The organism is Balneolaceae bacterium (genome assembly GCA_034521445.1).
Lineage (GTDB): Bacteria > Bacteroidota > Rhodothermia > Balneolales > Balneolaceae > JAXHMM01.
Genome location: JAXHMM010000005.1, coordinates 317,361 through 342,791, shown reverse-complemented (window position 1 = coordinate 342,791; position 25,431 = coordinate 317,361). Strand labels below are relative to the sequence as shown.

22 protein-coding genes and 1 riboswitch are annotated in these 25,431 nt (G+C 55.8%); of the genes, 8 read left to right on the top strand and 14 right to left on the bottom strand.

Annotation, left to right across the window (positions count from 1 at the left end):
* Positions 1-361: 361 nt before the first annotated feature.
* Positions 362-532: a hypothetical protein gene (locus U5K31_05570; GenBank protein ID MDZ7772196.1), complete on the top strand. Its 171-nt coding sequence runs from the start codon at positions 362-364 to the stop codon at positions 530-532.
* A gap of 160 nt (positions 533-692) precedes the next feature.
* Positions 693-1,532, top strand: coding sequence for an SDR family oxidoreductase (locus U5K31_05565; GenBank protein MDZ7772195.1), 840 nt, complete (start codon positions 693-695; stop codon positions 1,530-1,532).
* 90 nt (positions 1,533-1,622) lie between these two features.
* On the opposite strand, the gene U5K31_05560 is transcribed toward U5K31_05565, so the two are convergent.
* The 3 genes from U5K31_05560 to U5K31_05550 form a co-directional block, all read right to left on the bottom strand.
* Positions 1,623-2,627 carry an LLM class flavin-dependent oxidoreductase gene (locus tag U5K31_05560; protein MDZ7772194.1) on the bottom strand — a complete coding sequence of 335 codons (1,005 nt, stop codon included), beginning with the start codon at positions 2,625-2,627 and terminating at the stop codon, positions 1,623-1,625.
* Between the two features lie 81 nt (positions 2,628-2,708).
* The gene (locus tag U5K31_05555) at positions 2,709-3,311 is read right to left on the bottom strand and encodes a short chain dehydrogenase (protein ID MDZ7772193.1); all 603 of its coding nucleotides are present in this window, start codon (positions 3,309-3,311) and stop codon (positions 2,709-2,711) included.
* Between the two features lie 215 nt (positions 3,312-3,526).
* Positions 3,527-3,916 carry a helix-turn-helix domain-containing protein gene (locus U5K31_05550; protein ID MDZ7772192.1) on the bottom strand — a complete coding sequence of 130 codons (390 nt, stop codon included), beginning with the start codon at positions 3,914-3,916 and terminating at the stop codon, positions 3,527-3,529.
* Positions 3,917-4,573: 657 nt separating this feature from the next.
* Here U5K31_05550 and U5K31_05545 point away from each other — a divergent pair.
* Together U5K31_05545 and U5K31_05540 are read left to right on the top strand one after the other, a co-directional pair.
* Positions 4,574-5,623, top strand: a complete 1,050-nt coding sequence (locus tag U5K31_05545; protein MDZ7772191.1) for a hypothetical protein — start codon at positions 4,574-4,576, stop codon at positions 5,621-5,623.
* Complete coding sequence (locus U5K31_05540; protein ID MDZ7772190.1) at positions 5,613-6,455, top strand: hypothetical protein; 843 nt, start codon at positions 5,613-5,615, stop codon at positions 6,453-6,455. The genes U5K31_05545 and U5K31_05540 overlap by 11 nt, the downstream gene beginning before the upstream one ends.
* A gap of 323 nt (positions 6,456-6,778) precedes the next feature.
* Here the strand turns inward: U5K31_05540 and U5K31_05535 are convergent, their stop codons facing one another.
* Positions 6,779-9,628: a PAS domain S-box protein gene (locus U5K31_05535; GenBank protein MDZ7772189.1), complete on the bottom strand. Its 2,850-nt coding sequence runs from the start codon at positions 9,626-9,628 to the stop codon at positions 6,779-6,781.
* Between the two features lie 114 nt (positions 9,629-9,742).
* Positions 9,743-10,000: a hypothetical protein gene (locus tag U5K31_05530; GenBank protein ID MDZ7772188.1), complete on the bottom strand. Its 258-nt coding sequence runs from the start codon at positions 9,998-10,000 to the stop codon at positions 9,743-9,745.
* Positions 9,967-10,060: riboswitch (SAM-I-IV-variant riboswitch) on the bottom strand. Its footprint overlaps the gene before it by 34 nt.
* A 157-nt stretch (positions 10,061-10,217) precedes the next feature.
* On the opposite strand from U5K31_05530, the gene U5K31_05525 reads away from it, so the two are divergent.
* Positions 10,218-11,759 carry a Fic family protein gene (locus U5K31_05525; protein MDZ7772187.1) on the top strand — a complete coding sequence of 514 codons (1,542 nt, stop codon included), beginning with the start codon at positions 10,218-10,220 and terminating at the stop codon, positions 11,757-11,759.
* Between the two features lie 3 nt (positions 11,760-11,762).
* Here the strand turns inward: U5K31_05525 and U5K31_05520 are convergent, their stop codons facing one another.
* Positions 11,763-12,758 carry an acyl-CoA desaturase gene (locus tag U5K31_05520; GenBank protein MDZ7772186.1) on the bottom strand — a complete coding sequence of 332 codons (996 nt, stop codon included), beginning with the start codon at positions 12,756-12,758 and terminating at the stop codon, positions 11,763-11,765.
* A 291-nt stretch (positions 12,759-13,049) separates the two neighbouring features.
* Here U5K31_05520 and U5K31_05515 point away from each other — a divergent pair, with 291 nt between their 5' ends.
* A complete protein-coding gene (locus U5K31_05515) occupies positions 13,050-14,189 on the top strand; it encodes a Fic family protein (protein MDZ7772185.1) in 1,140 nt (379 codons plus the stop codon).
* Between the two features lie 8 nt (positions 14,190-14,197).
* Here U5K31_05515 and U5K31_05510 read toward each other — a convergent pair whose 3' ends face one another.
* On the bottom strand, positions 14,198-15,142 hold the full coding sequence (locus U5K31_05510; protein ID MDZ7772184.1) for a hypothetical protein: 945 nt from the start codon (positions 15,140-15,142) through the stop codon (positions 14,198-14,200).
* A 150-nt stretch (positions 15,143-15,292) separates the two neighbouring features.
* Here U5K31_05510 and U5K31_05505 point away from each other — a divergent pair, with 150 nt between their 5' ends.
* Together U5K31_05505 and U5K31_05500 are read left to right on the top strand one after the other, a co-directional pair.
* Complete coding sequence (locus U5K31_05505) at positions 15,293-15,895, top strand: hypothetical protein (protein ID MDZ7772183.1); 603 nt, start codon at positions 15,293-15,295, stop codon at positions 15,893-15,895.
* A 7-nt stretch (positions 15,896-15,902) separates the two neighbouring features.
* Positions 15,903-18,233, top strand: a complete 2,331-nt coding sequence (locus U5K31_05500) for a BamA/TamA family outer membrane protein (GenBank protein ID MDZ7772182.1) — start codon at positions 15,903-15,905, stop codon at positions 18,231-18,233.
* A gap of 39 nt (positions 18,234-18,272) precedes the next feature.
* On the opposite strand, the gene U5K31_05495 is transcribed toward U5K31_05500, so the two are convergent.
* From U5K31_05495 to nirK (U5K31_05465), 7 genes are all read right to left on the bottom strand, one after another.
* Positions 18,273-19,028 carry a hypothetical protein gene (locus U5K31_05495; GenBank protein ID MDZ7772181.1) on the bottom strand — a complete coding sequence of 252 codons (756 nt, stop codon included), beginning with the start codon at positions 19,026-19,028 and terminating at the stop codon, positions 18,273-18,275.
* Positions 19,029-19,149: 121 nt separating this feature from the next.
* A complete protein-coding gene (locus tag U5K31_05490; GenBank protein MDZ7772180.1) occupies positions 19,150-19,812 on the bottom strand; it encodes an SCO family protein in 663 nt (220 codons plus the stop codon).
* Between the two features lie 13 nt (positions 19,813-19,825).
* Positions 19,826-20,620: a formylglycine-generating enzyme family protein gene (locus U5K31_05485; protein ID MDZ7772179.1), complete on the bottom strand. Its 795-nt coding sequence runs from the start codon at positions 20,618-20,620 to the stop codon at positions 19,826-19,828.
* 33 nt (positions 20,621-20,653) lie between these two features.
* Complete coding sequence (nirK, locus tag U5K31_05480; protein ID MDZ7772178.1) at positions 20,654-22,105, bottom strand: copper-containing nitrite reductase; 1,452 nt, start codon at positions 22,103-22,105, stop codon at positions 20,654-20,656.
* A gap of 226 nt (positions 22,106-22,331) precedes the next feature.
* Entirely contained in the window at positions 22,332-23,594 is a 1,263-nt protein-coding gene (locus U5K31_05475) for an alginate export family protein (protein ID MDZ7772177.1), read from the bottom strand.
* Positions 23,595-23,748: 154 nt separating this feature from the next.
* Positions 23,749-24,222 carry a plastocyanin/azurin family copper-binding protein gene (locus U5K31_05470; GenBank protein ID MDZ7772176.1) on the bottom strand — a complete coding sequence of 158 codons (474 nt, stop codon included), beginning with the start codon at positions 24,220-24,222 and terminating at the stop codon, positions 23,749-23,751.
* A 50-nt stretch (positions 24,223-24,272) separates the two neighbouring features.
* Entirely contained in the window at positions 24,273-25,328 is a 1,056-nt protein-coding gene (gene nirK / locus U5K31_05465; GenBank protein ID MDZ7772175.1) for a copper-containing nitrite reductase, read from the bottom strand.
* Positions 25,329-25,431: the final 103 nt, after the last annotated feature.

Below are 25,431 nucleotides of genomic sequence, written 5' to 3'. Positions count from 1 at the left end.
TGTTTGGGAAGTAGGTGAATTAACTGGTGTCATATCCCCCGCACATTTTCGGGTAATAGATAGGAGGATACTGGGGCACAACGATTGTGAATTGGCATACGATGGCTGCGCCTCCCCGGGGTCCCTTTCCTGCCGGAATGCGCAAACACCTTTCGAAGCGTTTTACCCCTTTGGGGGCGATATTTCTGGACCCAAAAATTGTGTTTTTCTCACAAATTCAATTACGGGAGGTGCTGTTTCCGTGGCCTGATGAGGGATGACTGACGACACTCTTGTGAATAATTCACAAATATAAACTCACAAAATAATTGCCAAATAGGGTACCCTGTTCGTTCATTACTGGCGCCAGTTATGGAATCCCGTGCCGTCCAAACTCATCTACGAGTCCCAGGAGGTGGTCGAAAGGGGAGAGGAGACGGTTAACGTCCGGCTGTACGTACGTGTCAACGACGAGCTGAAGGCCCTGGTGAGGAGCTACGGTATATACCTCATACTGGTTCAGGGAAATGGGACAGGGTCCGGATTTGTTTAACGTCTACAAGCAAAGTGGGTGGATGAGGTCATTTGGCCGGCCCGGCCGTGAATAGTCAATGGCCGTAAGTACCTATTTGGTTCAGCCATATATTCTTGATATTTAGTTTATTAACTCGATTGATCGCATTGGAAAGGAAACGTACCTCCGGAGGTAGATTATGACGTTGTCAAACAAAAAAATCCTGATTACCGGGGGAAGTGGGGGCATCGGTAAAGCTTTGGTCAGCCACTTGTCGAAGAAGGGCGTGACCGATATGGCCGTCATGGGGAGAACCGCCCAAAAGCTGGATCTCCTGGAGGAGGAATTTCCTTCGGTGCAATTTTTGAGCATCCAGGGAGATGTTTCCAACCTGGAGGATATTAAAAAAGCCCGGGAACAGGTAGGCAATCAATGGGGCTCCCTGGATATTCTTGTCAATAACGCCGGGGCGGTAAGCGCCGGACTACTGGAGGAGATCAGGGATGAAGATATTGACAATCAAATCAATGTGAATCTGACCGGTTTGATCTGGATGACGAAATATTTCCTGCCCTTGCTTAAAGAGAGCCAGGAGGGAGCCCTAATAAATGTTTCCTCCGGCTTGGGATACCTCGCCATGCCGTTTTATAGCGTCTATGCGGCCACGAAGGCAGGCGTCAAGCATTTTTCGGAAGCGATGCGAAGAGAACTGGCGCAGTACCCGGTTCATGTTATGACCGTCTTTCCCACTTCAACCGATACCTCCATGATGGAATCGGCTGACGTGGATCCGGATGATATGGACACCCCCGAGGAGGTTGCGGCGGCCACCATAGAAGGCCTGCTCAATAAAGACATAGAGGTGATCCTGGGAGGTCAGCAGCGCATGGATGAAATCCATTTGCATAGGGAAGAGCCCCTGGAGATGGATAAAAAGTGGAAAAGATGTTTGACGCACTGCGAAAGCGAGCCGAACACCATCGGTCGATGTAATCCTTATATACTTCTAATCAGCTGGTATTTTGTCTGGCAGGCGTGACGATTTCTAATTTTTTGTGAATTATCATAGTTTTCATTTGACCTGCCGGATATTGAAGGGATTGGCGAGATTCAGGTTTTCCGCAGCGTATTATGGCAACTCCTGCATAATTTCTGCAAATATCCGATGCGACTTTATGCGCTCCTTGTGGTCATAAATGTAGGAGGCGATCATAACTTCATCGGCCTCCGACTCCCCTAAAAACGCTTTCAGCTCACCTTTAATCGTCTCTTTACTGCCAATAAAGGTGTATTTGAGCATCTGCTCCACCGCCATCCGCTCGCGTAGATTCCAAACCCTGTTCATGTCGTCAACAGGCGGCGGCATGGGGTCGCGATTGCCGGTAACCACACCCATAAACATCTGCTTCAGCGAGGTAGCCAGGTATTGGGCCTGCTCATCGGTATCGGCGGCAACTACATTGATGCACGGCATGACATACGGCTCATCCAATTGCGTGGAGGGTTCAAACGATTCTCGATAGACGTTCAGGGCCGCATGGAACTCTCCGGGTGAAAAATGGCTCGCAAAAGAGTAGGGGAGTCCCAGTGCGGCGGCCAGGTGAGCGCTGTCGGTGCTCGATCCCAAAATCCAGATCGGAACTTCAGTGCCTTCCCCGGGGATGGCGCGGACTTCGGCCGAACGGTTATCGGCAGAAAAATAGTGCTGTAACTTTCTGACGTTCTGTGGAAATTGGCGCACCTGCTGCATGCGGTCGGGACGGATGGCATTAGCCGTCGTTGGATCGGTGCCGGGGGCTCGGCCAAGTCCCAGGTCGATCCGGTCGGGATAGAGCGTGGCCAGCGTACCGAATTGCTCAGCAATAATGAGCGGAGAGTGATTCGGCAACATCACGCCGCCCGAGCCGAGCCGGATCGAATCGGTGGCTTCGGCCACATATCCCAGCAATACCGAGGTGGCCGAACTGGCAATATTTTCCATGTTGTGATGTTCGGCCATCCAGAAACGGGTATACCCCATTTCTTCTGCGTGCCGGGCCATGTCACGGCTGTTGTGGATGGCATCGGCGGGCGACTGCCCTTCGGTGATGACCGCCAGATCCAGTACCGAATAGCGAATGTCTTTAGATTTCATCGGAGAATATTACGATTTGCCGGAAGCCATCCAGGTGACCCTGCATTGCGGCTGCATCCACGGGATTGACTCCTGCCCCTTTTACCAAACCTTGATGATTTCACCGGATACAAGTCCCAACACACTTTTTTCGTAGGCTGTTGCCACGCGCTCCATGGCCACCGGATGATGTCCGGGAAAGTAGTCGCCAAGGGCTTCTGCCGAATCCTCAACCAAGCCGGGACTTACAACATTGATGCGAATATTTTGGCGGTTAAATTCTCCGTTGGATCCGGCCACAAAACCATTGACGGCGCTGTTTACGGTCGACAAAATGGTCCCCTGTGGGATGGGATCGTCAGACAAAATACCGCTGGTAAGCGTAATGCTGCCTCCCTTATTCAAATAATCCATAGCGGTGAGGGCCACATTAATTTGTCCCATCATCTTGCTCTCTACCCCCTCCAGGAAGTCGTCGTTTGTCATTTCTTTTAAAGGTTTCATGGGCGCCGATCCCGTAGTTACTACGACGGCATCGACCTTGCCGACTTCCTCGAATAGATTTTTGATGGCTTCAGGGTCGCTGATGTCCGTTTGTAGATCCCCGGAAGTATGGCCCACGGAGATAAGTTCGTGATCGCTTTCGAGTCGTTTTGCTACCGTAGTGCCAAGCGTTCCCGTTCCGCCAATAAGTAAAATTTTCATAACCGTAATCTCTTATGCAGCATATTATGTATGGGAGGAATACCTCTTGCACCTGTTAAACGCATGTGGCGCGCGGCCCGTTTCGGATGGGTTATCGGAGGCCGGATTGCCGATTTGGCGTGTCCGCCGGCATCCCCCATTGGGCTCCGAAATCGATACCTCCATTTTGTGATTTTATCACAGGCCGGAATCGCTCTGATTCCGGCCATGCTGTCTCAGGCCTGTTTCAGCGGATACGTTTTATTCAAGGCTTCCTGCCGGATTTTGAAGTGATTGGCGAGATTCCTGATTACCTTCTTCGACATTCGCTTTTTGTAATTCAGAATCTCGGATATATAGCTTTTCCCCACGCCGGAAATCTTGGCAAGTTCTGTCTGGTTCAATCCGTGATCTTCCATAAGAGACTCCAGAAGTTCCACCGGATCAAGCTCCGGAGACTGACGTTGTTTTTCGTCCCAGTTTTCAATCAGCAGGGTTAGAAGTTCAATCTCATCCCGGCGATCTGCATACTCTTCCCCGAAGACCAGCTTTTCTAGTATCTGGCAATATTCCTCGTACTGCTCTTCAGATTGAATGACGGTATATTTCAGGGTATCCGTTGCCATGGCGCTGCTAATAACGTTCAATAGTATATTGTTTCCCCTGGTTACACAATGCTTAAAGATAGCAATAGAGTTCGCAAGTTGCGAACATTTAAGATGTTCTTAGAAATGATTTTAAATGATTGATCAAGAAAGGGAACCTTACAGTATTTCAAATAATTTGCTGCGAATTGCCGATTTGGCGAGTCTGCCGGCACCCCCCATTGGGCTCCGAAATCGATACCTCCATTTTGTGATTTTATCACAATCATCTTTTGGCCTACCGGGCCTTCGTGCATCTGAGGGACGATTGGTATCCCGGGATTTGTGATAAATTCTCAAATTTCAGACACCGAAAAATCGCCTGAAAGGGGATGCCCCGTTTCGGAAGGTTTATGCACAACAGGGCTGCAGCAGGGAAGCCAGAGAGAAGAACGAACGATTTCGTTGAACCGATTGGCTGGTACGTCAATGCTTCGGGCAAAGGCCCGCTGGGAAATACCCATTGGGTCGAGGAATGAATCTATTAGTATTCCAAATGTCGGTCAGTAATTTTTATGATCGCTAACTAGAGTAGTTTACTGATTGTGTAAACTGATGTAATAAGCAAACTATTAATTTGTTCGCTATATTCAGGTAGTTTACCAAATTGATAAACAGCCATAATCTCTGGATATGTCCTTGCCTTCTGAAACCATTGCACTCGAAAAAGCCCAGACCATTCTTGGAAGCATATTCGAGGAGCAACCGGAAATTGAAGTCGTTCAACGTGGAGTTGATGCACTTGAAGTGGATGCACGGGCTCATGTAGCCCAACGCACATTCTTGATTGAGTACAAAAGCTCAAATACTTCCGCATCGGTAGATCAGGGAATGAATCACCTTATAAACGCGAAGAAGGATATTGACTCGAATGCTGTTCCCTTGCTAGTCGTGCCCTATATGACTTCCGCTGGTAAGAAGCTTTGCGAGGGAGGGGGAGTTTCCTGGATTGATTTATCTGGAAATGCCTTCATAAGACACAACAATCTTTATGTAAGGATTGAAGGTAAACCAAATCAATTTAAGAAGCGTGGCCGGCCGCGGAATCCCTTTGCACCTAAAAGCTCAAGAATTGTGAGACATCTTCTTTCTAACTCGAGCCAGCGTTTTTATCAAAAAAATCTGGTAGAGCAAACGGATGTTTCCAAAGCTTTGGTCAGCCAGGTTATCAACTATTTGGAGGAACAAAATTATGTACATCGGCTCGAGGATCAATCCATAGTGATAGAGGATCCGACACTATTATTGAATGAATGGCAATCACATTACACTCTTACCGATCACTCACTTACAAAAGGACATATTCATAGTAAGAATGGCGGACCTGAGTTGGTGAAATCTCTTTCTCAAAAGCTGCAAGACCTTGGAGTTGAAAATGCCTTTACGGGATTGGCATCGGCATGGCATTATAGTCCGTTTTCCAATTTCCGCCTGGTCACTGCTTATATCCAGCGGCCTTTGGGACCAAACGAGTTACGTAAGATTGGTATGTCCCTGGAACCCAAAGGAGCTAATGTCTGGCTGATCCAACCCAATGACACCGGCGTTCTGTGGGGAGGAGAAAACTACCGTGACATCCGGTTTGTCAGTCCTCTCCAAACCTATCTTGATTTAGGAGATCTGCCCGAACGGTCGGATGAGGCACGGTCTGAAATCTTTTCGCAAATATCTAAAAAGCATGCCGGATAAACCTCAATATAGAAGTGGATATTCATCGGAAACCACCGATGCCCTTCGTCAGCTTTGTTTGCTTGTAGCAACCCGTATCGGGGACCTGATGCCAAGAATACGTGTTGTGGGTGGTAGGGTTCCGGCGTTACTTATCAATCCACGCCTTCCTGATGAAAAGGAAATTCATATCGGTACAACGGACCTGGATCTGGGCATTGAACTTGCTGTCCTGGAAAAGAAATACTACCAGGAAATTTCAAAACGACTGCGGCAAGCAGGTTTGCAAAATGATGTAACGGAAACTGGAAATCCTACCCGACAGAGATGGACCACTCCCTCAAATGAACTGACCATTGATTTTCTTATACCTCCGGCATCTGGTGAAGACGAGGCAGGTACCCTCCAGGATCTTGAAGGTGATTTCGCTGCTGTGGTCACCCCTGGTCTTGAATTCGCATTCAGAGATTTTGCAGTGCTCGAATTGGAGGGTAAAACACCGGAAGGAGATCATGCAACGAGGCGAATATGGGTCTGTGGGCCCGGTGCATTTGTCATATTAAAGTCATTGGCCCTTCATTCCCGAGGAGAACCGAAGGATGCCTATGATTTGCATTATACACTTGCCCATTGGCCTGACGGCCTGGACGATATTGTTGAGCGGATAGACAAGCTCCCGAAAAATGAAATAATTCGAGAAGCAATAGAATATTTGGAATCTGATTTTTCTGCCATTGATAGTATTGGTCCCCAAAAAGTTGATCGGTTTCTTGGTGGGGAGGAGGCAGATGACGAAGAGTTGCGAGCTGATGTGTCAGGACTGGTTTTGGAATTTTGCCGACGCATATCCTAGAATTGTATTTGTTACAGCCCCTCCTACTTTCGCGAAAAATTTGCAAGTATTTGCCGATTTGGTGAGTCTGTCGCCACCCCCATTGGGCTCCGAAATCGATACCTCCATTTTGTGATTTTATCACAATGTTCTTTTGGCCTACGGGGCCTTCGTGCATCTGAGGGACGATTGGGATCCCTGGATTTGTGATTTTTTCTCAAATTTCAGACCCGGAAAATTTGCCCGAAAAGGCGTGGCCCGTATAGGGACTTTTTTTTGAGCTGGATTCTGGGACGATGAGCTGGCGCTTCGTGATGAGTGACAGCGTGTGTGTAGGTTTCCCCCTACAACACCCCTGTCGCCGAAGGCCCCCTGACGTCCGTTTTTTCGAAGGTAAGCGAAAAGACCGTTTCGCCGTCCTCGCCGTCCTCGCCGCCGCCGGATCGGTAGCGGTACTCCGCATCCAGCTGCTCGGCGAGGGTGTCGATGAGCTGGAGGCCGAGGGAGCCGTTTTCGGCGGATTCCGGGAAATCGTCCGGCAGACCCTTCCCGTCGTCTGTAATTTCAAGCCGGAAGGTCTGGTCGGTACTGGCACTGGTACCGGTCCCGGTTGACACCCGCAGCATTCCACTGTCGCCCGCCTCGAAGGCGTGTTTGTAGATGTTGGTGACCACCTCGTTGACGATGAGGCAGACGGGCATGGCCTGGTTGATATTGAGTTCCACCTTCTGCAGTTCAAACTCGACGTCCAGCTCGACGGAGGGCCCGTGGGAGCGGGCGATCTCCTCCACCAATTTTTCGATGTTCTCGGAAGAGTCCAGCCGGGAGAAGCTCTCCGACTGGTAGAGCAGCTCGTGGATGAGGGCCATGGTCTTGATGCGGCCCACGCTGTCGTGCAGCTTCGATCGGACAGTATCGTCTTCCTCCCCGAAGGCCTGCAGCTGCATCATGCCGGAGACCACGGCCAGGTTGTTTTTGACGCGGTGGTGCACTTCGGCGAGCAGCGTCTCCTTCTCCTTGAGGGATTCCTGGAGCTGGGCCTCCCGCTGTTTCTGTTCGGTGATGTCCTTGAAGTAGACAGAGATGCCCTCCTCGGCGGGGTAGGCGCTGACGTCGAACCAGCGGTCCAGGGCCTCGTAGTAATCCCTGAATTCCACCGGCTCGCCCTCATCCATGGCCTTGTGGTAGTTGGCGTAGGAGGGGCGGTCGGAGGCGTCGTTGAATATATCCCAGAGGTTTTTGCCCAAAATAATATCCTTGGGCGTTTTCAGCAGGTGCTCGGCCGCGCTGTTCCAGTAGGTGACGGTCCACTCCTCGTTGACCGTAAAGAAGCCATCACCGATGCTCTCCAGGATGGTCTCCTTCTCCCGGTAGGCTTTTTCCAGGTCAAGCTGGTCTTGTTTGCGGTCGGTAATATCGCGGAAAAACACGCTCAGTCCGTCGGGCGAGGGATAGCTGTTGACTTCCAGCCATACATTCAGGGGAGGATAGTACTCCTCGAAGGAGGTGGGAGTCTGCTCCTTGAGCGCGCGCTCGTACTCTTTAAAAAAGGCAAGTTCCTTTGCCTCCGGGAATTGCTCCCACAGGTTCTGGTTCAATACCTCCTCGCGGCTGACCCCGATGATCTCCTCGGCCTGGTTGTTCCAGTAGGTGACGGTCCAGTTTTCGTCGACGGCAAAGAAGGCCACGGTGATGCGCTCGAGGATGCGCTCCCGTTCCTGCAGGGCCTCCAGCATCTTTTCGCGGGCCTGCCTGCGCTCGTTGATATCCTGGAAGATGCCGTAGACCCGCCGGCACTGCCCGTCCACCATCACGGGCTCGCCTTTGGTTCGCACCCATCGCACGTTCCCCTTGGCGGTGACGATTTGCAGCTCCACGTCCCAGGGCGTACCCTCCTCGATCGCCCTGTTCCAGAGCTTGCGGATGGTCTCCCGGCTCTCCCCCTCCTTGTAAAAGTTAATTCCCTGATCCAGGTCAGGTTCAAAATCGGACTCCACTTCGTGCAGGCGCCGGGTAATGGACGACCAGTAGAGCTGGCCGTTTTTCATGTCTACCTCCCAGGCGCCAATACGGGCCAGCGAGTAGGCCTGGTCCAGCAGCTTTTCCAGATCCCGGCGCTCGGTCACGTCGCGCATGGCACCGATCATGCGTACAGCTTCGCCATCCTCATCACGGATGATGTAGCCGCGGTCTTCCACCATGCGGTAGCTGCCGTCGGCTTTCCGGTAGCGGTACTCCTCAAACCAGCGGCTGTGGTCACCCTCGATGGCCTCCCGAATGCTGTCGTACACCCACTCTCGGTCGTCGTGGTGGATGTGGTTGGTCCATGAGCTGGAGTCTTCCGGCAGGCTCTCCAGGTCATGGCCGAAGAGGTTTTCAAAGCCCTCTCCCCAGTGAATGTAATCGCTGCGCAGGTCCCAGTCCCATATGGCGTCGTAGGTGGCCTTGGTGGCGTAGTGAAAGCGATTGAGGCTCTCCTTGAGCTGCTGCTCGGTTTCCCGGCGCCCGGTGACGTCCCGAAATACGATGCTGGTGCGCTTTTCGCCCTGCAGGTTGGCATAGACGGAGGTACTCAGGTCCACCGTTAACTTCCGACCAGAGCGGTGAAGGAAGGTGAGTTCGCCGGAATAGGAGCCTGTCTTTTTCCGCTTTTGCAGGGCCTTTTCGAACATTTCGTCCTTGTGGACGATCCCCTCACGACCTTTTTGGATGATCTCCTCCTCCGTCATGTCCAGGATGCTACAGGCTGCCTTGTTGGCCCGTAGGATGCGCCCGTCGGGACGTGAAAGCATGATCCCGTCCAGGCTGTTCTCCAGCATCATGCCCAGCTCCCGCTGGTACTGCACCTCGTTGGTGGCGTCGTGGACGGTGACCAGCTTGTAGGTGCGGTCGCCTTCCGAGACGGGGTGCGAAAGCACGCGGACGAAAAGGGGGTCCCCGTTCTTTTTCCGGTGCTGCCAGAGGCCGGCGTTGTTGAAGGCATCGGCCTTTTTGGCCAGCTCTTCCTTGAGTTTGGGGATCTCGCTTTCGGGTCGCAGGTCGGCGATGGTCAGGGATTCCAGCTCTTCCATCGAGTAGCCGTAGAGTTCGCTGGCGGCCTGGTTGGCCTGCTTGATGGAGAGGTCGGAGGGATCGTAGATCCACATCGGATTGGGATTCTCCTCAAATAGAAAGTCAATCGATTGCACATCCATACCTTACGGGACCCTTTTATACGGTTACCGGCATAAATGCTGCCATCCTTAAGATTTCATTATACTTGGAATTGATGCAGCCTGCAAGTTGCAACCGTCATAAGAGGGGGAGTGCTAACGTGCGTGGCCAGAATCTTCCTCTGACAGGAGCCTGTCAACGGAAAAGGTATGACGGTAGATAAACCATTTGGTGTCGCCAAACCGGTCGGATTCCCGGATGTTCAGCTTTTCAGCGGCTTCATCCCTGCTCATCCCTTCCTCAAAAACCACAACATCGCCCGGCTTGCCGCGGTCGGTGAATTCGGTGACAATGATGGTATCGGCCTGAAGGAGAAAGGCGGGACTCGTTTGTTTGGAATCATCCCACATCATTTGACCACCGTGCCTCGAGCGGGTCGGTTGGTAAGCCTGCTGGCTTTCTTGATGCTGCACACAAACTAGCAAAAGGAGCCTGGTACTCAAAGCCACAAATACAAAGCATAGGTAATCAATTTGGAAAATATGTCTTATATATAAACATTATTTATAAAAAGTAATCAAAATTAGTGATATTGTAATTAGGCAAATTGATAATTGATACAAGTAAATTATGCCTGATAGTAATCGTTTTAAAGAAAATATAACGGTTTTTAGGAATTATACCCTCCCTGAAACCGGTATGAAGCTGGCTGGATACAGTGCCTTGATTTCTCGATATGGACTGGTGGTGCCCTTGCCGGAAACGATGTCGGCGGTTAGCGAGAAGCACAGAAGCTACAAGGAAGGCAAGTGGCAGGTATACAAAACGGTACAGGAACCCGATCCTTCGTTGTATGGCCATCTCGTATTTGCTCTGAAATACGAGGCATTGGATCTTCTTGTTTTAAAAAAGCTGTTCGAAACGGTTGATAAGGATGAGATTGAAACGATTGTCAAAGATCAGCCAACAGGTCAGTACAGCAGGCGTATATGGTTTTTTTATGAGTGGCTGACAGGTGGGAAGCTTGAGCTGGCTGATGTCAAAAGGGGCAATTATGTAGATGCGCTTGATCCCGAATTGCAATATCCCGGATCCAGGCAACGATCCAAGCGACACAGGGTCTGGGATAACCTGCCAGGGAACAGTGATTTCTGTCCCCTGGTCCGGCGGACAAAAATGATCGAGCAGTTTCGTGGTGAAGAATTAGCACAGAAGGCTGAAGAGGTAATCGGGGAGGTGCACCCGGATATGTTATCCAGGGCAGCGGCCTTTCTGTTGCTGAAAGACTCCAAGGCATCGTTTGCCATTGAGGGTGAATCGCCCCCTGAAAATCGTGTCCGGCGGTGGGGGAAGGCTATCGGTCAGGCCGGCCAGACTGATCTCACAAAAGATGAGCTCTTGCGTCTTCAGGAGTTGGTTATTGAAGACGATCGGTTTGTAGAAATGGGCTGGCGAGAAGAGGGAGGATTTGTCGGTGTTCATAATCGCGTGACGGGCAAGCCACTCCCGGATCACATTTCTGCCCGATGGCAGGATGTTCTCCTGTTGGTTGAAGGCCTCCTGGATGCTAATTCATCACTTGTCGACAGTGACTATGATCCTGTTCTGGCAGCCGCGCTCATTGCCTTTGGCTTTGTATTTATCCATCCCTTCGCCGATGGTAATGGCCGCGTGCATCGATATATCATTCACCATGTTCTGGCCCAAAAGGATTTCGCCCCCAAGGGGCTGGTCTTTCCTGTATCAGCGGTAATCTTTGACCGTATGGACAAGTATAAAGAGGTGTTGGAATCCTGGTCCAAACCCCGTCTTGATTTCATTGAATGGCAGGCAACTCCGGACGGTAATGTAGAGGTGCTGAATGATACGATTGATCTCTACCGCTATTTTGATGCGACCAGGCAAGCGGAGTTTCTGTATGAATGTGTTGACGAAACGGTACGGAATATCTTGCCTGAGGAAGTCAGGTATCTTGAAGGCCATGACAAGCTCAGAAAGGTTATAACCGAGCATTTTGATATGCCGGACAAAAAGATGGAAAACCTTATCGGTTTTCTGCGGCAAAACGAGGGTCAACTGTCAAAACGTGCCCGGACCAGGGAGTTTAAAGCGTTGACGGAGAAAGAAGTGGCCATGTTGGAGGAGACCTATCGAAAGGCGTTCAGGAGCTGAGCCCTATCCCGTCGTTGCCCAGTCCTCCGGATAGGAAAAATCCGGGTCCCCGAACTTCTTGAGCGTGCGGTAGTGGGATGCGACCGCTTCGAAGAAGGTTTCGTGGTGGTTGTAGGGGATGCCGAATTCCTTGGCTGTGTCCTCGACGATATAGCTTATTTCGGGGTAGTGGACGCTGCAGACCCTGGGGAAGAGGTGGTGCTCGATCTGGAAATTGAGTCCCCCGACGAACCAGCACAGGGCCTTGTTTTCGCGTGCGAAGTTGTTGGTGGTCACCATTTCGTGAATCATCCAGTGCTCATCGATCATGTTATCCTCGTCGGGCTCCGGATGCTCGGTTTCCTCGACGACGTGGGCCAGCTGGAAGATAATGCCCAGAATGGTGCCGGCCGTGAGGTGGAGGGTGACAAATCCGATGGCCAGCTGCCACCAGGCAATGTCCAGCAATACCATGGGCAGCACCAGCATGTAGGTGTAGTAGATGGCCTTGGTCACGAAGAGGATGATCCATTCGCTGACCGGGTGGGTCTTGTCCTTGTAGGGCCCCAGGTCCTTCTGCAGGAAGTACTTGTAGTCTTTGATGAACACCCAGAAGAAGGAGGCCAGGCTGTAGGCTAAAAAGGCCAGGATATGCTGCGCGCGGTGGATGGGTTTGTACTCGTCATGGGGGGAGAGGCGTATGAAGCCCGCCACCTCCAGATCTTCGTCGTGGCCATGGATGTTGGTGTAGGTGTGGTGGATGATGTTGTGGGTGATTTTCCAGATATACCCGTTGGCCCCCATCAGGTCAAAGGTAAAGCCCAGCATCCGGTTCACGGTCTTGTTGGAGGAGTAGGCCCCGTGGAGGGCATCATGGGAGATGGAGAAGCCTATGCCGGCCATGCCGATCCCCATCATAAAGCACAGGAACCACATGGCGTTGAGCGACAGCTGCCCGGATATGATCAGGGCATAGGAGCCGTAGAAAACAGTGAGCAGGATCACTGTTTTGACGACCATCTCCGTATTGGCGTGCTTGGAGATGCCGTTCTCCTCGAAATATTCGTTGACCCTTTTCTTTACCGTACGGCCGAATTCGCGGCTGGTGCTGTTATTGAACGTTACTGAACTTCCGATAGCCCTTCCGTTTTGTTTTTAACGTTGTGTCTCACTCCTAAGCCCTAAATATATACAAAATAACTGTATGGTATCCACCCGTAATAATAATCTTAGGCCAATTCTTTATTAGAGCGCACCCTTAGTTAAATTATTGTTCAATATCTTAAATAAGAATTTGTATAATTAAGTTCTATGGACTCATTTAAAGCTGGTAAATATCTACAAAGGGACCATTACCGGAGTTTTGAGCCCAATGCCATCAATAGGCAGTGGCAGATAAGGGATATGAAGGTAATGAGTTTGTTGAGCCGGGCGGACAGGCAGCTTGGTCGCCTTGACATGTACTCCGAGTACGTTCCCAATATCGATCTGTTCATAAGTGCCCACGTAGCAAAGGAGGCTACAAAGAGCAGCAAGATTGAGGGCACCCAGACGAGGATGGAAGAAGCCTTTATGGACGAGGAACATATTTCCCCGGAAAAGCGGGACGATTGGGAGGAGGTACAGAATTATATAAAAGCCATGAACAGGGCGATCACAGAGCTTGAGCACCTTCCTGTTTCCACCAGGCTGATCCGGGAGACGCATCGAGTCTTAATGCAGGGTGTCCGAGGTGAGCGCAAGCAGCCGGGAGAATTCCGCAGCTCTCAAAATTGGATTGGGGGTGCTACATTGGACGATGCCCTTTTTGTTCCACCGCTGCATCAGAATATTCCTGATCTGATGAGCGATTTGGAGCAATTTATTCATAACCAGGAAATCGATATTCCCGATCTTATCAAAATTGCGATCGTACATTACCAGTTCGAAACCATACACCCTTTTCTGGACGGGAATGGCCGGGTTGGGCGATTGCTTATCACACTCTATCTGGTCAGCAGGAATATTCTGAAAAAACCCATGCTGTATCTATCGGATTTTCTTGAGCGAAATCGAACGACCTATTTTAATAATTTGATGAGAGTCCGTGAAAGAGATGATATGGGCCAATGGATCAAGTTCTTTCTTGCCGGGGTCATTGAAACAGCCGAAAGTGGGATCGCTACCCTTGACGGTATTTTGCAACTTAAGGATGAGGTGGACAGGAAGTTGCAAACATTAGGTAGCAGGGCAGGCAATGCACAAAAAGTCGTTCACCGACTTTTCCAACGACCCGTTGTTACGGCCGACCAGGTGGGTGAGGCGGCCGACGTATCTAAGCCTACGGCTTATACGCTGATCACTTCCCTCGAGGATCTGGGAATTCTTGATGAGATTACCGGCAATGAGCGAAATAGGGTCTATCTCTTCAGGGAGTATATGGAGCTTTTTACGTCCAAAAGAGATTCATAAACCGGCGGTCAGGAGGACCCTTTCCGCTTCTCGCCCATGATGTAATTCACGTACAGGAATTCCAAGGCCGCGGCCTCGTATCCTTCCCAGTTGGCGATCATCTCCCCGAATTCTTCCTCGCCGGTGTCGGCGGGGTCGCCCCCGTAGCTCAGGATGATCCACCTGCGCAGGCCCTTCTCCTCGCCTTTCTTCTTGCGGCTGGGGAAAACCGCGTCGGTGCGCTCGCGGAAGAGCATGAGCTGCTGGGCGGAGGTGGGTCCCACGCCGCGCACCTCGGAGATCCGCTCGTAAAATTCCCCCGGCTCGCAGTTTTCAAGCTGCTTCATCTCCTGCTCGCCGCTCAGCAGGTCTTCGGCGAAGCCGATGATGTACTCCCCCTTGCGTTTGGTGGGACCCAGTTTGCGGATGCTCATGGGGGAGGCCTTGATGAGCTGGTGGGGACGCGGCCAGGCGGGGTAGCTTCGGCCGCGGTACTGCAGCATGGTGCCGTAATTCTCCCGGATGCGATAGACCATTTTTTTGGCCGTGGGCTTGTGGGAGAGGCGCATTTCCACGATGCGGTTGAGGGTATCCTCGAAGAGGTTTGCCCGCGCCATGCGCTTGAGCCCGTAGAACTCCGTCAGCTTGGGTCCCAGCACCGGGTCGTCGGCCGCCCGGTCGTAGAGGGGACGAAGGTCAAGTTCCGTGCCGAAGATGCGGGCCAGGCTTTGGTTGGCCTCGGCGATCCCTGCCTTGTCCAGCGGTTCGGCGCTCTCCATGTGGAACTCGGGGCTGTCCACCTCCCCGTTAAAGAAGGAGGTGATCACCACGTCGCGGTCGCCCACGGGAATGGGACGCGTGAAGCCCTCCTCGAAGATGATCTCCGGATCGTGCTCGTGGTCGAAGTAGGCGTCCACGTCCAGACTGATGAACCAGTCGTGCGGCGGGACGGAGGGGAGGGTCCAGGTGCTCATAACATAAGGGCTCTCGGTTTCGTAGGCTTTCTGGCGGCAGGTTCATCCCATCGCATGATGATGGTATGGATTTGCACGGCCAAAATACGGTTTGTGTAATTAGGGATTGCCCCGCATCTTCAATTTTATACCAATCTAACGGATGAAGTGATGAAATCCATTCCTCTTTTCCGCAGCTCACCCGACCGCCCCCGCATGGCATTTCTGTTCCTGCTGGCAGCCCTCCTGCTGCCGCAGCTGCTGCACGCCCAGGGATTTGGCTCGCGCAACGGGCGCAACCACCCGGAGCTGGACTGGAAGGTGGCGGAGACGTCCCACTTCGAGATCGTCTACCCGGCGCGCCTGGCGGGCATCGAGGCGAAGGCGGCGCCCATCGCGGAGGCCTCCTACGCCGCGCTGGCTGCCAACCTGGAGGTAAGTTTCGGCGATAAAATCCGCATCTACCTGTCGGATGAAGACGCCATCAGCAACGGATTCGCCGTTCCGCTGGGCAACGGCTACACCTGCATCTGGGTGCACGTGAACGACTACGCGGACACCTGGACGGGCGGGGAGAAGTGGCTGCGGAAGGTGATCGCCCACGAGCTGGCGCACATCTTCCATTTCCAGGCCACGCGCACGGGCATTGGACTGCTGCAGTACCTGGTGGGGGATCCCACGCCGAGCTTTCTTCACCGAGGGACTGGCCCAGTACGAGACCGAGAAATGGGATTCGCAGCGCGGGGACCGCTGGCTGCGGCGCGCGGTCTTTGACGACGACATGGACTACAGCGGCTCGTCCACCTTCGACGGGCGGCTGCGCTACGCCCTGGGCAACTCGCAATTGCGATACTTTACGGAGTCCTACGGGGACACCACGCTGGCGGAGCTGCTCTCCAGAAGGCAGACGCGGCTGGGCGTTCTGCCGGTGCACGACTTCGGGGAATCCCTGCAGGCCACCATCGGCAAGAGCTACAGCGAATTTTACGACGACTGGCGCAAGCACGTGAACATCTACTACAACACCCTGGCCGGGGGCATGGGACGCCTCGACTCCCTGGAGCGGGTGGACCGCATCCCGGGCACGTGGATCCGCGACCTGGCGGTAAGTCCAATGGGCGATGCCGCCGTGCTTTCGGTGCCGTCGGACCGCCGCCCCGTGCCGCGGCTCTACCTGGTGCCGGCCGATTCCACGCAGCCGGTGCGCGCCCTGGCGGAGGGCGCCGTGTCGCCGGACCTCGCCTGGAGTCCCGATGGACGCATCCTGGCCTACAGCCGCACGGTGCGGGGCGAGCATGGTTCCCAGCGGCCGGATCTTTTCCTGTACGATTTGGAAGCGGATGAAGAGCGCAGGCTCACCCACAGGGGACGTCTTGGCTGGCCGGCCTTCGGGCCGGAGGGTGACAGCCTCGTCTACGTGGCCGGCGAAAACGGCACGGCCAACATCTGGCTGCGGCGCATGTCGGACGGGACGGAGGAGCGGCTGACCGACTATACCGGGGACGTGCAGATCGTGCACCTGGCCTGGAACCGTCCCCGCAACGAGCTGGTTTACCACCTGTTTGATGCCGACGGCAGCCGCCGCCTGGTGGTGCGGGAGGTGGCCACCGGACGCACGCGTACGATAGGGGAGGGGGAAGCGGACAACCGCCGTCCGGTGATCAGTCCCTCGGGCCGTGAGATGGCCTTCACCTCCCTGCGCGACGAGGTGCCCAATGTTTTCGTGTACGATTTTGAGAGCGGACAGACCCGGCGGGTGACCGATCAGTTTACGGGGGCGGAGGCCGTGGCCTGGCTGGCGCCCGATTCGTCCCACAGCGAGGGACGCATCTGGGTGAAGGGCACGGAATCGATGAGCCGCGAGGCGATCTGGGAGGTGCACGCTTCGGCGACCTCACCCGAGCCTCCATTGCCGGGCAGCCTGCCCAACAGCTCCTGGCGCGGTCAGCTTCCCCCGGAGATCATTCCCTGGGAGGTGGAGGAGGACGCGGCCCTGGTGACCGGGCGGCGCGACTACAACGCCCTGGCCAACCTCACCCACGGGGTCACCTTCGGGCTGCCCTGGTACGAGAATCCCGGCGATTTCGGGCTGATGGGCTTCACGTCGTTTACGGAGCCGTTGGGCAAGCACCTGCTGGTGGGCGGGGGCTACCTCTCGCTGGCCGATCCGCTGGACGGCACCCGCGGGGTGGTCTCCTACGTGAACAACACCCTGCAGCCCACGCTCGATTTTTCGGTCTACCGCACCCCGGCCGCCGCGCGCTGGTACCAGGGGGACTTCCTGGTGGAGGAGCATGCCGGCGGGGAGGTCTCGGCCACCTGGCCGCTGAACCTCACCTGGAAAAGCTACCACAGCTCGGCGCTCAATCTGCGGCTGCGTTATGTTCAAACCGATCCCCTGCGGGCGGGGCGCTGGGACGTGGCCCCGCCCGTGTTGGCCGAGCAGGCTGACCTTCGGCTGGGCTGGGCCTGGAAACACCAGCGGCCGTGGGAGGGCAACGGCATTCATCCGCTCGACGGCACGGGCGTCAAGTTCACCCTCCTCGGCGCCGCCGGGGTGCTGGGCGGAGACACCTCCTACCTGCAGCCCGACCTGAGCGCCTATGCCGTGCTGCCGGCCCTGGGCATGCACCGGCTGTTTGTCTACGGGAGATATACGGGACAGTATGGAGACGCCCTTCCGCAGAATTATGTAGGCTTTTCTCGCTATGACCAGATTCAGTTTCCACTGCCGGACGAGGTGGGTTTCCTTTTTGAGAACCACGTGGAGCGGGTGCGCGGCTACCGGGAGTTTGTGGCTGGGAAGCATGTGGCCTTCGGCTCGCTGGAGTACCGCGTGCCCCTGATGGGCTCGCTGAATACGCAGGTGCTGGGTTTTATTGGAATGGGACAAACGACGCTGTCGCTTTTTGCCGACGCGGGCAAGGTATGGGAGCCCTGGATGGGCAGTCAGACGGCGCGTCTGGGGCTGGGCGCCGAGGTGAAAAACCGCCTGCGGCTGGGTCCATTGCGGTTCACCCACGCCGTGGGCGTCGGCCAGCCCTACGATCACCTGCTGGGCGACTCGGTTTACGACCTGTACTACCGGGTGCGAGCGGCATTGCCTTTTTAAAAGATACCGGAAGGCGTGGACCGGGCCCAGGTCCGCCGCTCACTCGCGGGCGCTGAAATGGATGGTGTGGTATTCGACTTCCACCGACTGTTCGCTGACCGACACGCCATACTTCGACTGCAATTGATCAACCATGCTCTCTAAGTCCGAAGTGTCGGTCAGCTCAAAATAGTAGGCGGTGGAATCCTGTTCCGGGGCGGCCACCACCATGCTGTCGGTTTCCTGTCGAAATACCTGGGCCAGTTTTTCCAGGTTCCCGTAGATCCTCCAGTTTCCATCTCCGATGGATGCCTTGGAAAGGGTGCCCTCGCTTGCGAAGTCGGTGTCCGAGGCCGTGAGCAGCCGGGAGGTGTCGTCGAGAGACAGGCGGTATTGGAGCTGGGTGCGCGTGGCCGTCTGGAGGGTGTATCCCAGGGCCTCCTGGACATAGCGGGCGACCTCCTCACGGATCTCTTCCAGCGAGGTATCGTCTCTCCACGCCAGTTCCAGCGCAAAAGTGTTTCCCTCGTAGGGGTTGGCCTCAAGTTCAACGGGAGACCGGTAAAGCTCTGCGAGTACAAACTCCAGGGAACCGGACCGGTCCCATACGGTAGGTCCTTCTCCCTCACTCCTGATCTGACTCGTCTCCTCCGTGGAGATACGCGTCAGCGTGGCATCAAACAACGCTTCCTTAACCTCAAAGAGCGTGGAATCGGCCGTTGATGTGGCAGCGGATCCCTGCTCCGTGCCGGACTCTTGCCGGCAGGCGAAGATGAGAACAGGGAGTAAGAGAAACAGGAGAGCTTGTTTTTTCATAAGAGGTATCGCGTGGTGAATGAATGGACCTATGGGACTGATTATCCTCCGCTTATATTTAAGGAGAGCTTGCTAAAGATCAAAATATATCCGGTGCCTTCGCCGGGACGGGCGTCTTGACTCAGAAGGTGGCTTTCTTCTCGATGACCTCTACGACGGGCTGCTGGCTGTCGGCGAGTTTCTTGCGCTGGTAGGTGATCACGCCCTCCTGGTCCAGCACCGTGATCATGTTGGAATGCACAAAGTCCGTCTCGCTTACCCGTTTGTAGCGTACCCCAAGCACGGCGGCCAATTCCAGTACATTCCCCTCGTTGCCGTTCAGCAGGGTCCACTGCTCCCCGGAGAGGTCGTTTTCACGGGCGAACTGTGTCAGTCGTCCGGGAGTGTCCCGTTCGGGGTCGATGGAGACGATGGTAAAATGCGTGCGCTCCAGCGCACGGGGAGAGAGATTGTCCCGAATGCGCTTCATGTCGGCGAGGATGCGGGGGCAGGCGTGCTCGCAGTGGGTGTAGACCATGGCGACCACCTGTATTTTACCTCGCAGGGTGTCCAGGGATACTGGCCGGCCGTGACGGTTTTGCCACCTGCTCTCCAGGTGGTAGATGGAGCCCTCGGAGGGTTCCCCGGCCTCCATCCCCATGTTGGACATGCCTTCGTGGGCGGTTGCCTGTTCCGCAGTGTCGTTGTTTCCGCCGGCGTCGGAATTCTGGTCGCCGCCGGAGCAGCCCACCCCGGCGATCAGCAATCCGAAGCATAAGGCAGCATGGGTGATGGGGCGTTTCATAGGCTCTTGCTTTTTATTCAATGGAGGATGAGTCGGTGATATCCCGTGCGCAACGGAAGCCCATGTTGCTAACGGCAAAGTCGGCCTCCAGGCTGCCTCGCATGGCAAAGCGCAGGAAGGCGGCGTAGTTTTCCTTGTCGGAGTCGGCTGCCGCCGCACTGCCCGCGGCGCAGTAAAACTGTTTCAGCTCGCCCTGGTCGGCGCGCGACTCTCCGCTGATAAACACCGTGTTGAAGTCGCGCACCCATTCCCAGATCAGCCCGTGCAGGTCGAACAGTCCGTGCACGTTTTCCTCGCTCTGTCCCACGGCGGGCATGGTTTCGGGGGAGGGGCGGCTGTACCAGTCAAGGATTTTTTGCGAGAAATCGGGATCACGGGAGGCCAGGGCGCGGTCGGCGCTGGCGGAGGCGGCGTACTCCCACTCGTCCAGGGTGGGCAGGCGCCTGCCTTTCCAGCGGGCGTAGGCCCGGGCGGCAAACCAGCTTACGTTGGTGACCGGCGACTGCGGGTGGACGCTCTCGCCCAGTGTGAGATCGCCCTCCCAATGAGTGAGGTAGCCCTCGGCGGCAAAGATGCCCTGCACCTGCGAGCGCCTCCACTTTTTGTTCTGGCGCACGAAGGCCAGGAATTCGGCGTTGGTCACCGGGTGGGTGTCCAGATAGAAATCGTCCACCCGAACGCTGTCACCCGAGGACGAAAAGAAGGGCAGGTAGGAGCCGGCTTCCACCCGCACCATGCCTTCGGGCTGCGCCTGCGCCGCAAACGTCAGTCCCGAGAGGAGAAGCGCGAGAAGGATGCGGTATGTCATGATGTGGTAACCATTGATTTCATGTTCTGCAGGCTACCGAACCGGTCCCTGGTCGCGGACGCGCTGGACGTCTTCCGGGGTAATCTCCCCGCCGTCATTGCCGAAGCTGTTGAGCAGGTAGGTGATCACGTTGGCCACCTGTTCGTTGGAGAGGTTCTGCCGCGGCATGATGCTGTTGTAGGTATCCCCATTCACGGTGATCTCTCCCGACAGGCCGTGCACCACCGCACTGACGCCCCGGTCCGGATTTTCGTTCAGGTAGTCCGATTCGACCACAGGGGGAAAGGCTCCCTCTATGCCCGATCCGTCGCTCATGTGACAGGCCTGGCAGACTGAGCTGTAGATCTGCGCGCCCCGATCGATGCGCTCTTCGAGGGTCTGGGCGGGCGGGGCATCACGCGATTCCTGGGAAGGAATATCCTGGATGGCGCCCCCTTCGGGCTGGTAAACCCGGTCCAGCTGCTGGCCGGTGTAAATGTTTTCGTTTTCTTCTCCCGACACGTTCAGGATGGCCAGCGCCCCCTTGTTGAAGGCGCGGAAAATGGCATGGTCCACCAGGATGAAATCTCCGGGCACCTCCGTTTCGAATTCCACGATGGCGGAGCCGCCTGCGGGTATGGAGGTGGTCTGTACGTTCGTCTGGACGCGGTCGCCTCCCTCGTAATGCACCCGGTCGAAAATCTCCCCGATCACGTGGAAGGAGGAAGTCAGGTTGGGTCCCCCGTTGCCCACATACAGCCGCACGTCATCGCCCGGCTGGGCGGTGATGGCGTTCTCCCCTGTGGTGGATCCCACCGCGCCGTTGAATACCACGTACTCGGGATCTTCGTCAATGGCCCGTTGCATGGAGAAGGCCTGCAGTCCGGGGTCTCCGAAATCGCCCTCGGTATAAAATTCACTCTGCATGACGTAGTACTCCTGGTCCACTTCCCGATAACCCTCCGCGGGCTCGATGAGGATCAGACCGTACATGCCGTTGGCGATATGCATGCCCACCGGGGCCGTGGCGCAGTGGTAGACGTAGAGGCCCGGGTTAAGCGCGCGAAAGGTAAAAACGGTCTCCCGCCCGGGTGCGGTAAAGGTTGATTCGGCGCCCCCGCCGGGTCCGTTGACCGCGTGCAGGTCGATGTTATGAGGCAGCTTGTTGTCGGGATGGTTCCGCAGGTGAAACTCGATCATGTCGCCTTCCCGGGCCCGGATGAATTTGCCGGGCACATCGCCGCCGAAGGTCCACATGGTGTAGGTCACCCCGTCCGCCAGCCTCATTTCCTGCTCCACGACCTCCATCTCCACAATGAGCTTGGTGGCGTGGTCCCGGTCGATGGGAGGGGGCACGTTTGGAGGGAGGGTCAGCTCGGCCGTCTCCTCCCCGACGATTTCCGCCGTCTCGGGGTTGAAATCATCCCCGGCGGAGCAGCCGGCCAGCGTGGCAATCAGAACTATCGCGCATCCCCATTGAATGAACTTTCCTTGAATCCTCATCATACCATCCATCTTAGCTTTAGCGGGCATGCCTCAAAGAATGCGGTGAGCCGTCGCCGGTCCACCGCAAGACGCCCTAATCCATTTTTTACCAAGATGTGGAAAAATGCTGTCTAATGAAATTTCCAGGGGAATGGCCCTTTGAAAGGCCATGAGGACACGTAATGTGCATCATCTCCGGACCCCGGTGCCGGAGGGGCGGCCATATCTCCCCCGGCAGACGACGAAGCTATTCGCGGAAGAGCGTCGGCTGCACCCTCAGCATGACCCAGGCCCAGTGTTGACCCGAATCGGCGTTGCGCCCCTGCAGCCTGTCCAGGGAACGGCCGTTGAAGAGCACCGAGTAACCCACCCGCAGGCTGACCTCCTCCGAGACGGCGTGGCTTAGAGAGGCGTCCAGTTCCGAGCCCAGGTAGGGGTCCAGCGCGGTTGAGGGATTCCCCGGATCAGCGATTTCGCCGGCCAGCGTGAAGTAATGCCAGGTGAGTCCTGCGGTGCTGCGGGCCCCCAGGCGGAGGCGGGTGCCCAGCCAGGCGTCCTGCAGTCCTCCCCCGCGCGTGTCGGCCGGTACGTTTAGAAAATAGTCCATGTTGCCGTAGAACTTGTGGTTGGTGGCGTAGAGGGTATGGAAGGCGTGGCGGGACGGGTTGGCGTCGGCGGTGCTGCCCCCGGAGAGGTAGTCGTAGCCCGCCGACAGCTCCAGCGATTCCCATTGGTAGGATATACTGGCGGCCAGCAGGTAGGCGGAGATGTTTCTGCGTGTACGATCGTCGCCGCCCTGGTGGTAGGCGCTGCCGACAAGTTGCCAGCGGCCCGGATTCCAGTCCAGGTGCGTGCCCCAGGTGTAGCGAAAGCTGGTGCTGTTTTCGTCCACCTGGAATCCGTCGCTCAGCCACAGGGCCGAGGCCGAGAGATCGCCGAAACGCTTGTTGGCCCACAGGTAGGCCAGGGTTTTGTAATTGTTGACGGCATAGGTGTTGGCCAGCAGGTTTTCGCCCTGCTGATTGTAGGCCCCGCCCGCGTGGAGGTTCAGTTCGCTTTGCGGATCACGGTACTGGATCACCAGGGCATCGTGGCTGCGGGCCTGCTGGGTCCAGTTCACCGAGCCGAGCAGCCGCTGGTCGTCATAAACCAGTTCCTGGCGTCCCAGTTTCAGGTGCAGATTGCCGGCGGCCTTCAGCCTTGCCCAGGCCTCGTGAATGTTCACGCTGGCGTTGTCCTGCAGCTGGGCCACCTCACCCCAGACGCGCACGTCCTGGGCGGACAGGCGGAAGGTGTAGCCGTCGCCTTCGTACTGCAGGCCCAGGCGGGTGCGCTGGGAGACGAAGAAGGCGGGGTCCGCCTCCGGGGTATCCAGCAGCCGGTAGCCGTCGCGGTACTCGGTGCGCGGACGGTACTCCCCGTCCAGGCTGAACTGGGCCTGGACGGCGAAGGGCAGGAGGGTGAACAGGAACAGGGTGAGGGCAAGGCGAAAGGATGGTAACCGAATCATAACATTGGAACTTGGATGATGGGGAGTGCGGCGGACGAGGTTGTGTCCGGCGTGACGGTCACGCTAGTTGCGATCGCGTGGGAGGTATTGAAAAAGAGAGGCCCTCCGCTCGTCCGGCGAAGGGCCTCCCGTTGGCATACCGGCAGATAACGTCCTACCCTTTGACGATGAGGGTGCCCTTCATTCCGGCCAGGAAGTGCCCGGGGAAGGTACACACATAGGTGTATTCGCCCGGCTCTTCCGGGGCGGTGAAGGTGACCTCCACGGTCTCGCCGCCCCCGGCCATGCCCGTATAGGCGATGATCTTGTCCTTCATTTCGGGGGCGATGTACTCGTTGTCCGCCTTGGTTGCCGAAGCCTGGACCACCTTGGTGGCATCGGCATCGGCCGCCAGCAGCACAAAGTTGTGCGACATGGCGGCGGCCGGCATGTCGCTGACGGTCGTCAGCTTGACGGTAATCTGCTGGCCGGGCCGGGCGGTGATTTCGGTTACGGTGAACTTGAGCTGGTCGGTGCCGTCCATCTCGATGACCTTGGCCTGCTGCGCTGCGGCGGTTCCGGGCGCCAGGAAGGTCATGGCGGTGAGTGCGAGGATGGTAAGGACAATAAGTCTTTTAGGTGCTAACATGATATAGTGGGTGTTTATCGGTGAACAATGGCACGTTATGAATCTGGGAACTAGGCGGTGTAGTCGGGATCGAAGATGTCGGGATCATCGGCTCCTTCGACCACGATGTCGCCCATCATACCCTTGTTGGCCACGCGGCTGAGGGCGTGATCCACCAGGTGGATGGTTGAGGGGACGGGGAAGTCCATCTCGAAAATGCCGCAGCTGCCAGGGGGCACCAGCGCGGTCTGCACAAAGCGCTCTGGATTGCTGGCTATGGCTCCTTCCCGCCAGGTCTTGGTCCACACGTTCCCGATGGGATGAAAGCTGGAAGCCAGGTTGGGTCCCCCATTCACGAAAAAGATGCGGGCGGTTTCGCCCTTCTTCACCTTGAGAGGTCCGTAGCGATTGCCTGTAATGGCTTGCTTCTCGCCGTTCAGCACGACGTACTGGGCGATTTCGTCCTGCATGTTTTCGAAATTGAATTCGTGCATGCCGGTCTCCCCGGGGAGTTTCTGGGAGTAGATCTCGTTCTGCCCGAAGTAGAATTCGTGGTCCACTTCCGGCAGGCCCTCTTCGGGCTCCACGAGAATCAGCCCGTACATGCCGCTGCTGATGTGGTAATCGAGTCGCGGTACGGCGCAGTGATAGATGTAGGCACCCGGGTACATGGCCTTGAACTTGATGGTCTTGGACTGGCCGGGCGAACAGTAGGTGGCTGCGGCGCCTCCCCCCGTGCCGTAGACCGCGTGGAAATCCACGTTGTGAAGCAGCGCATTTTCAGGAGCCGAGGTATGGGTAAGGATGACGGTATCGCCCCTGCGAACGCGCAGCATGGGACCCGGGACCTGCCCGCCGAAGGTCAGGTAGCGGAACTGCACCCCGTCTTCTATTTCGGCGAGGACCTCGCGGCTCACCAGTTCGATTTCATGGGTCTTGGGCCGGGAACGGCGAATGGGACCGGGGAGGTTGGTGGGGTCCGCCGCGACGCGGTCCACTTTCACTTCGGCCGGCTTCCTGCCGGATCCGTCCGCCGCCAAGGCAGGCGCATCGTTGGCACGGCCGGTGAATGGAAAGGCTCCGGCCAAAACGCCGCCTGAGAGCATGGCACCGCCGATATTTTTCATGAATTGTTTGCGGGAATATCCTGATTTGCGTTGATCGGAATTCATAATGCTATACCTGATTTTTTGAACGATTAATTTCCGGGTGGTGCGCGGCGCATGCACC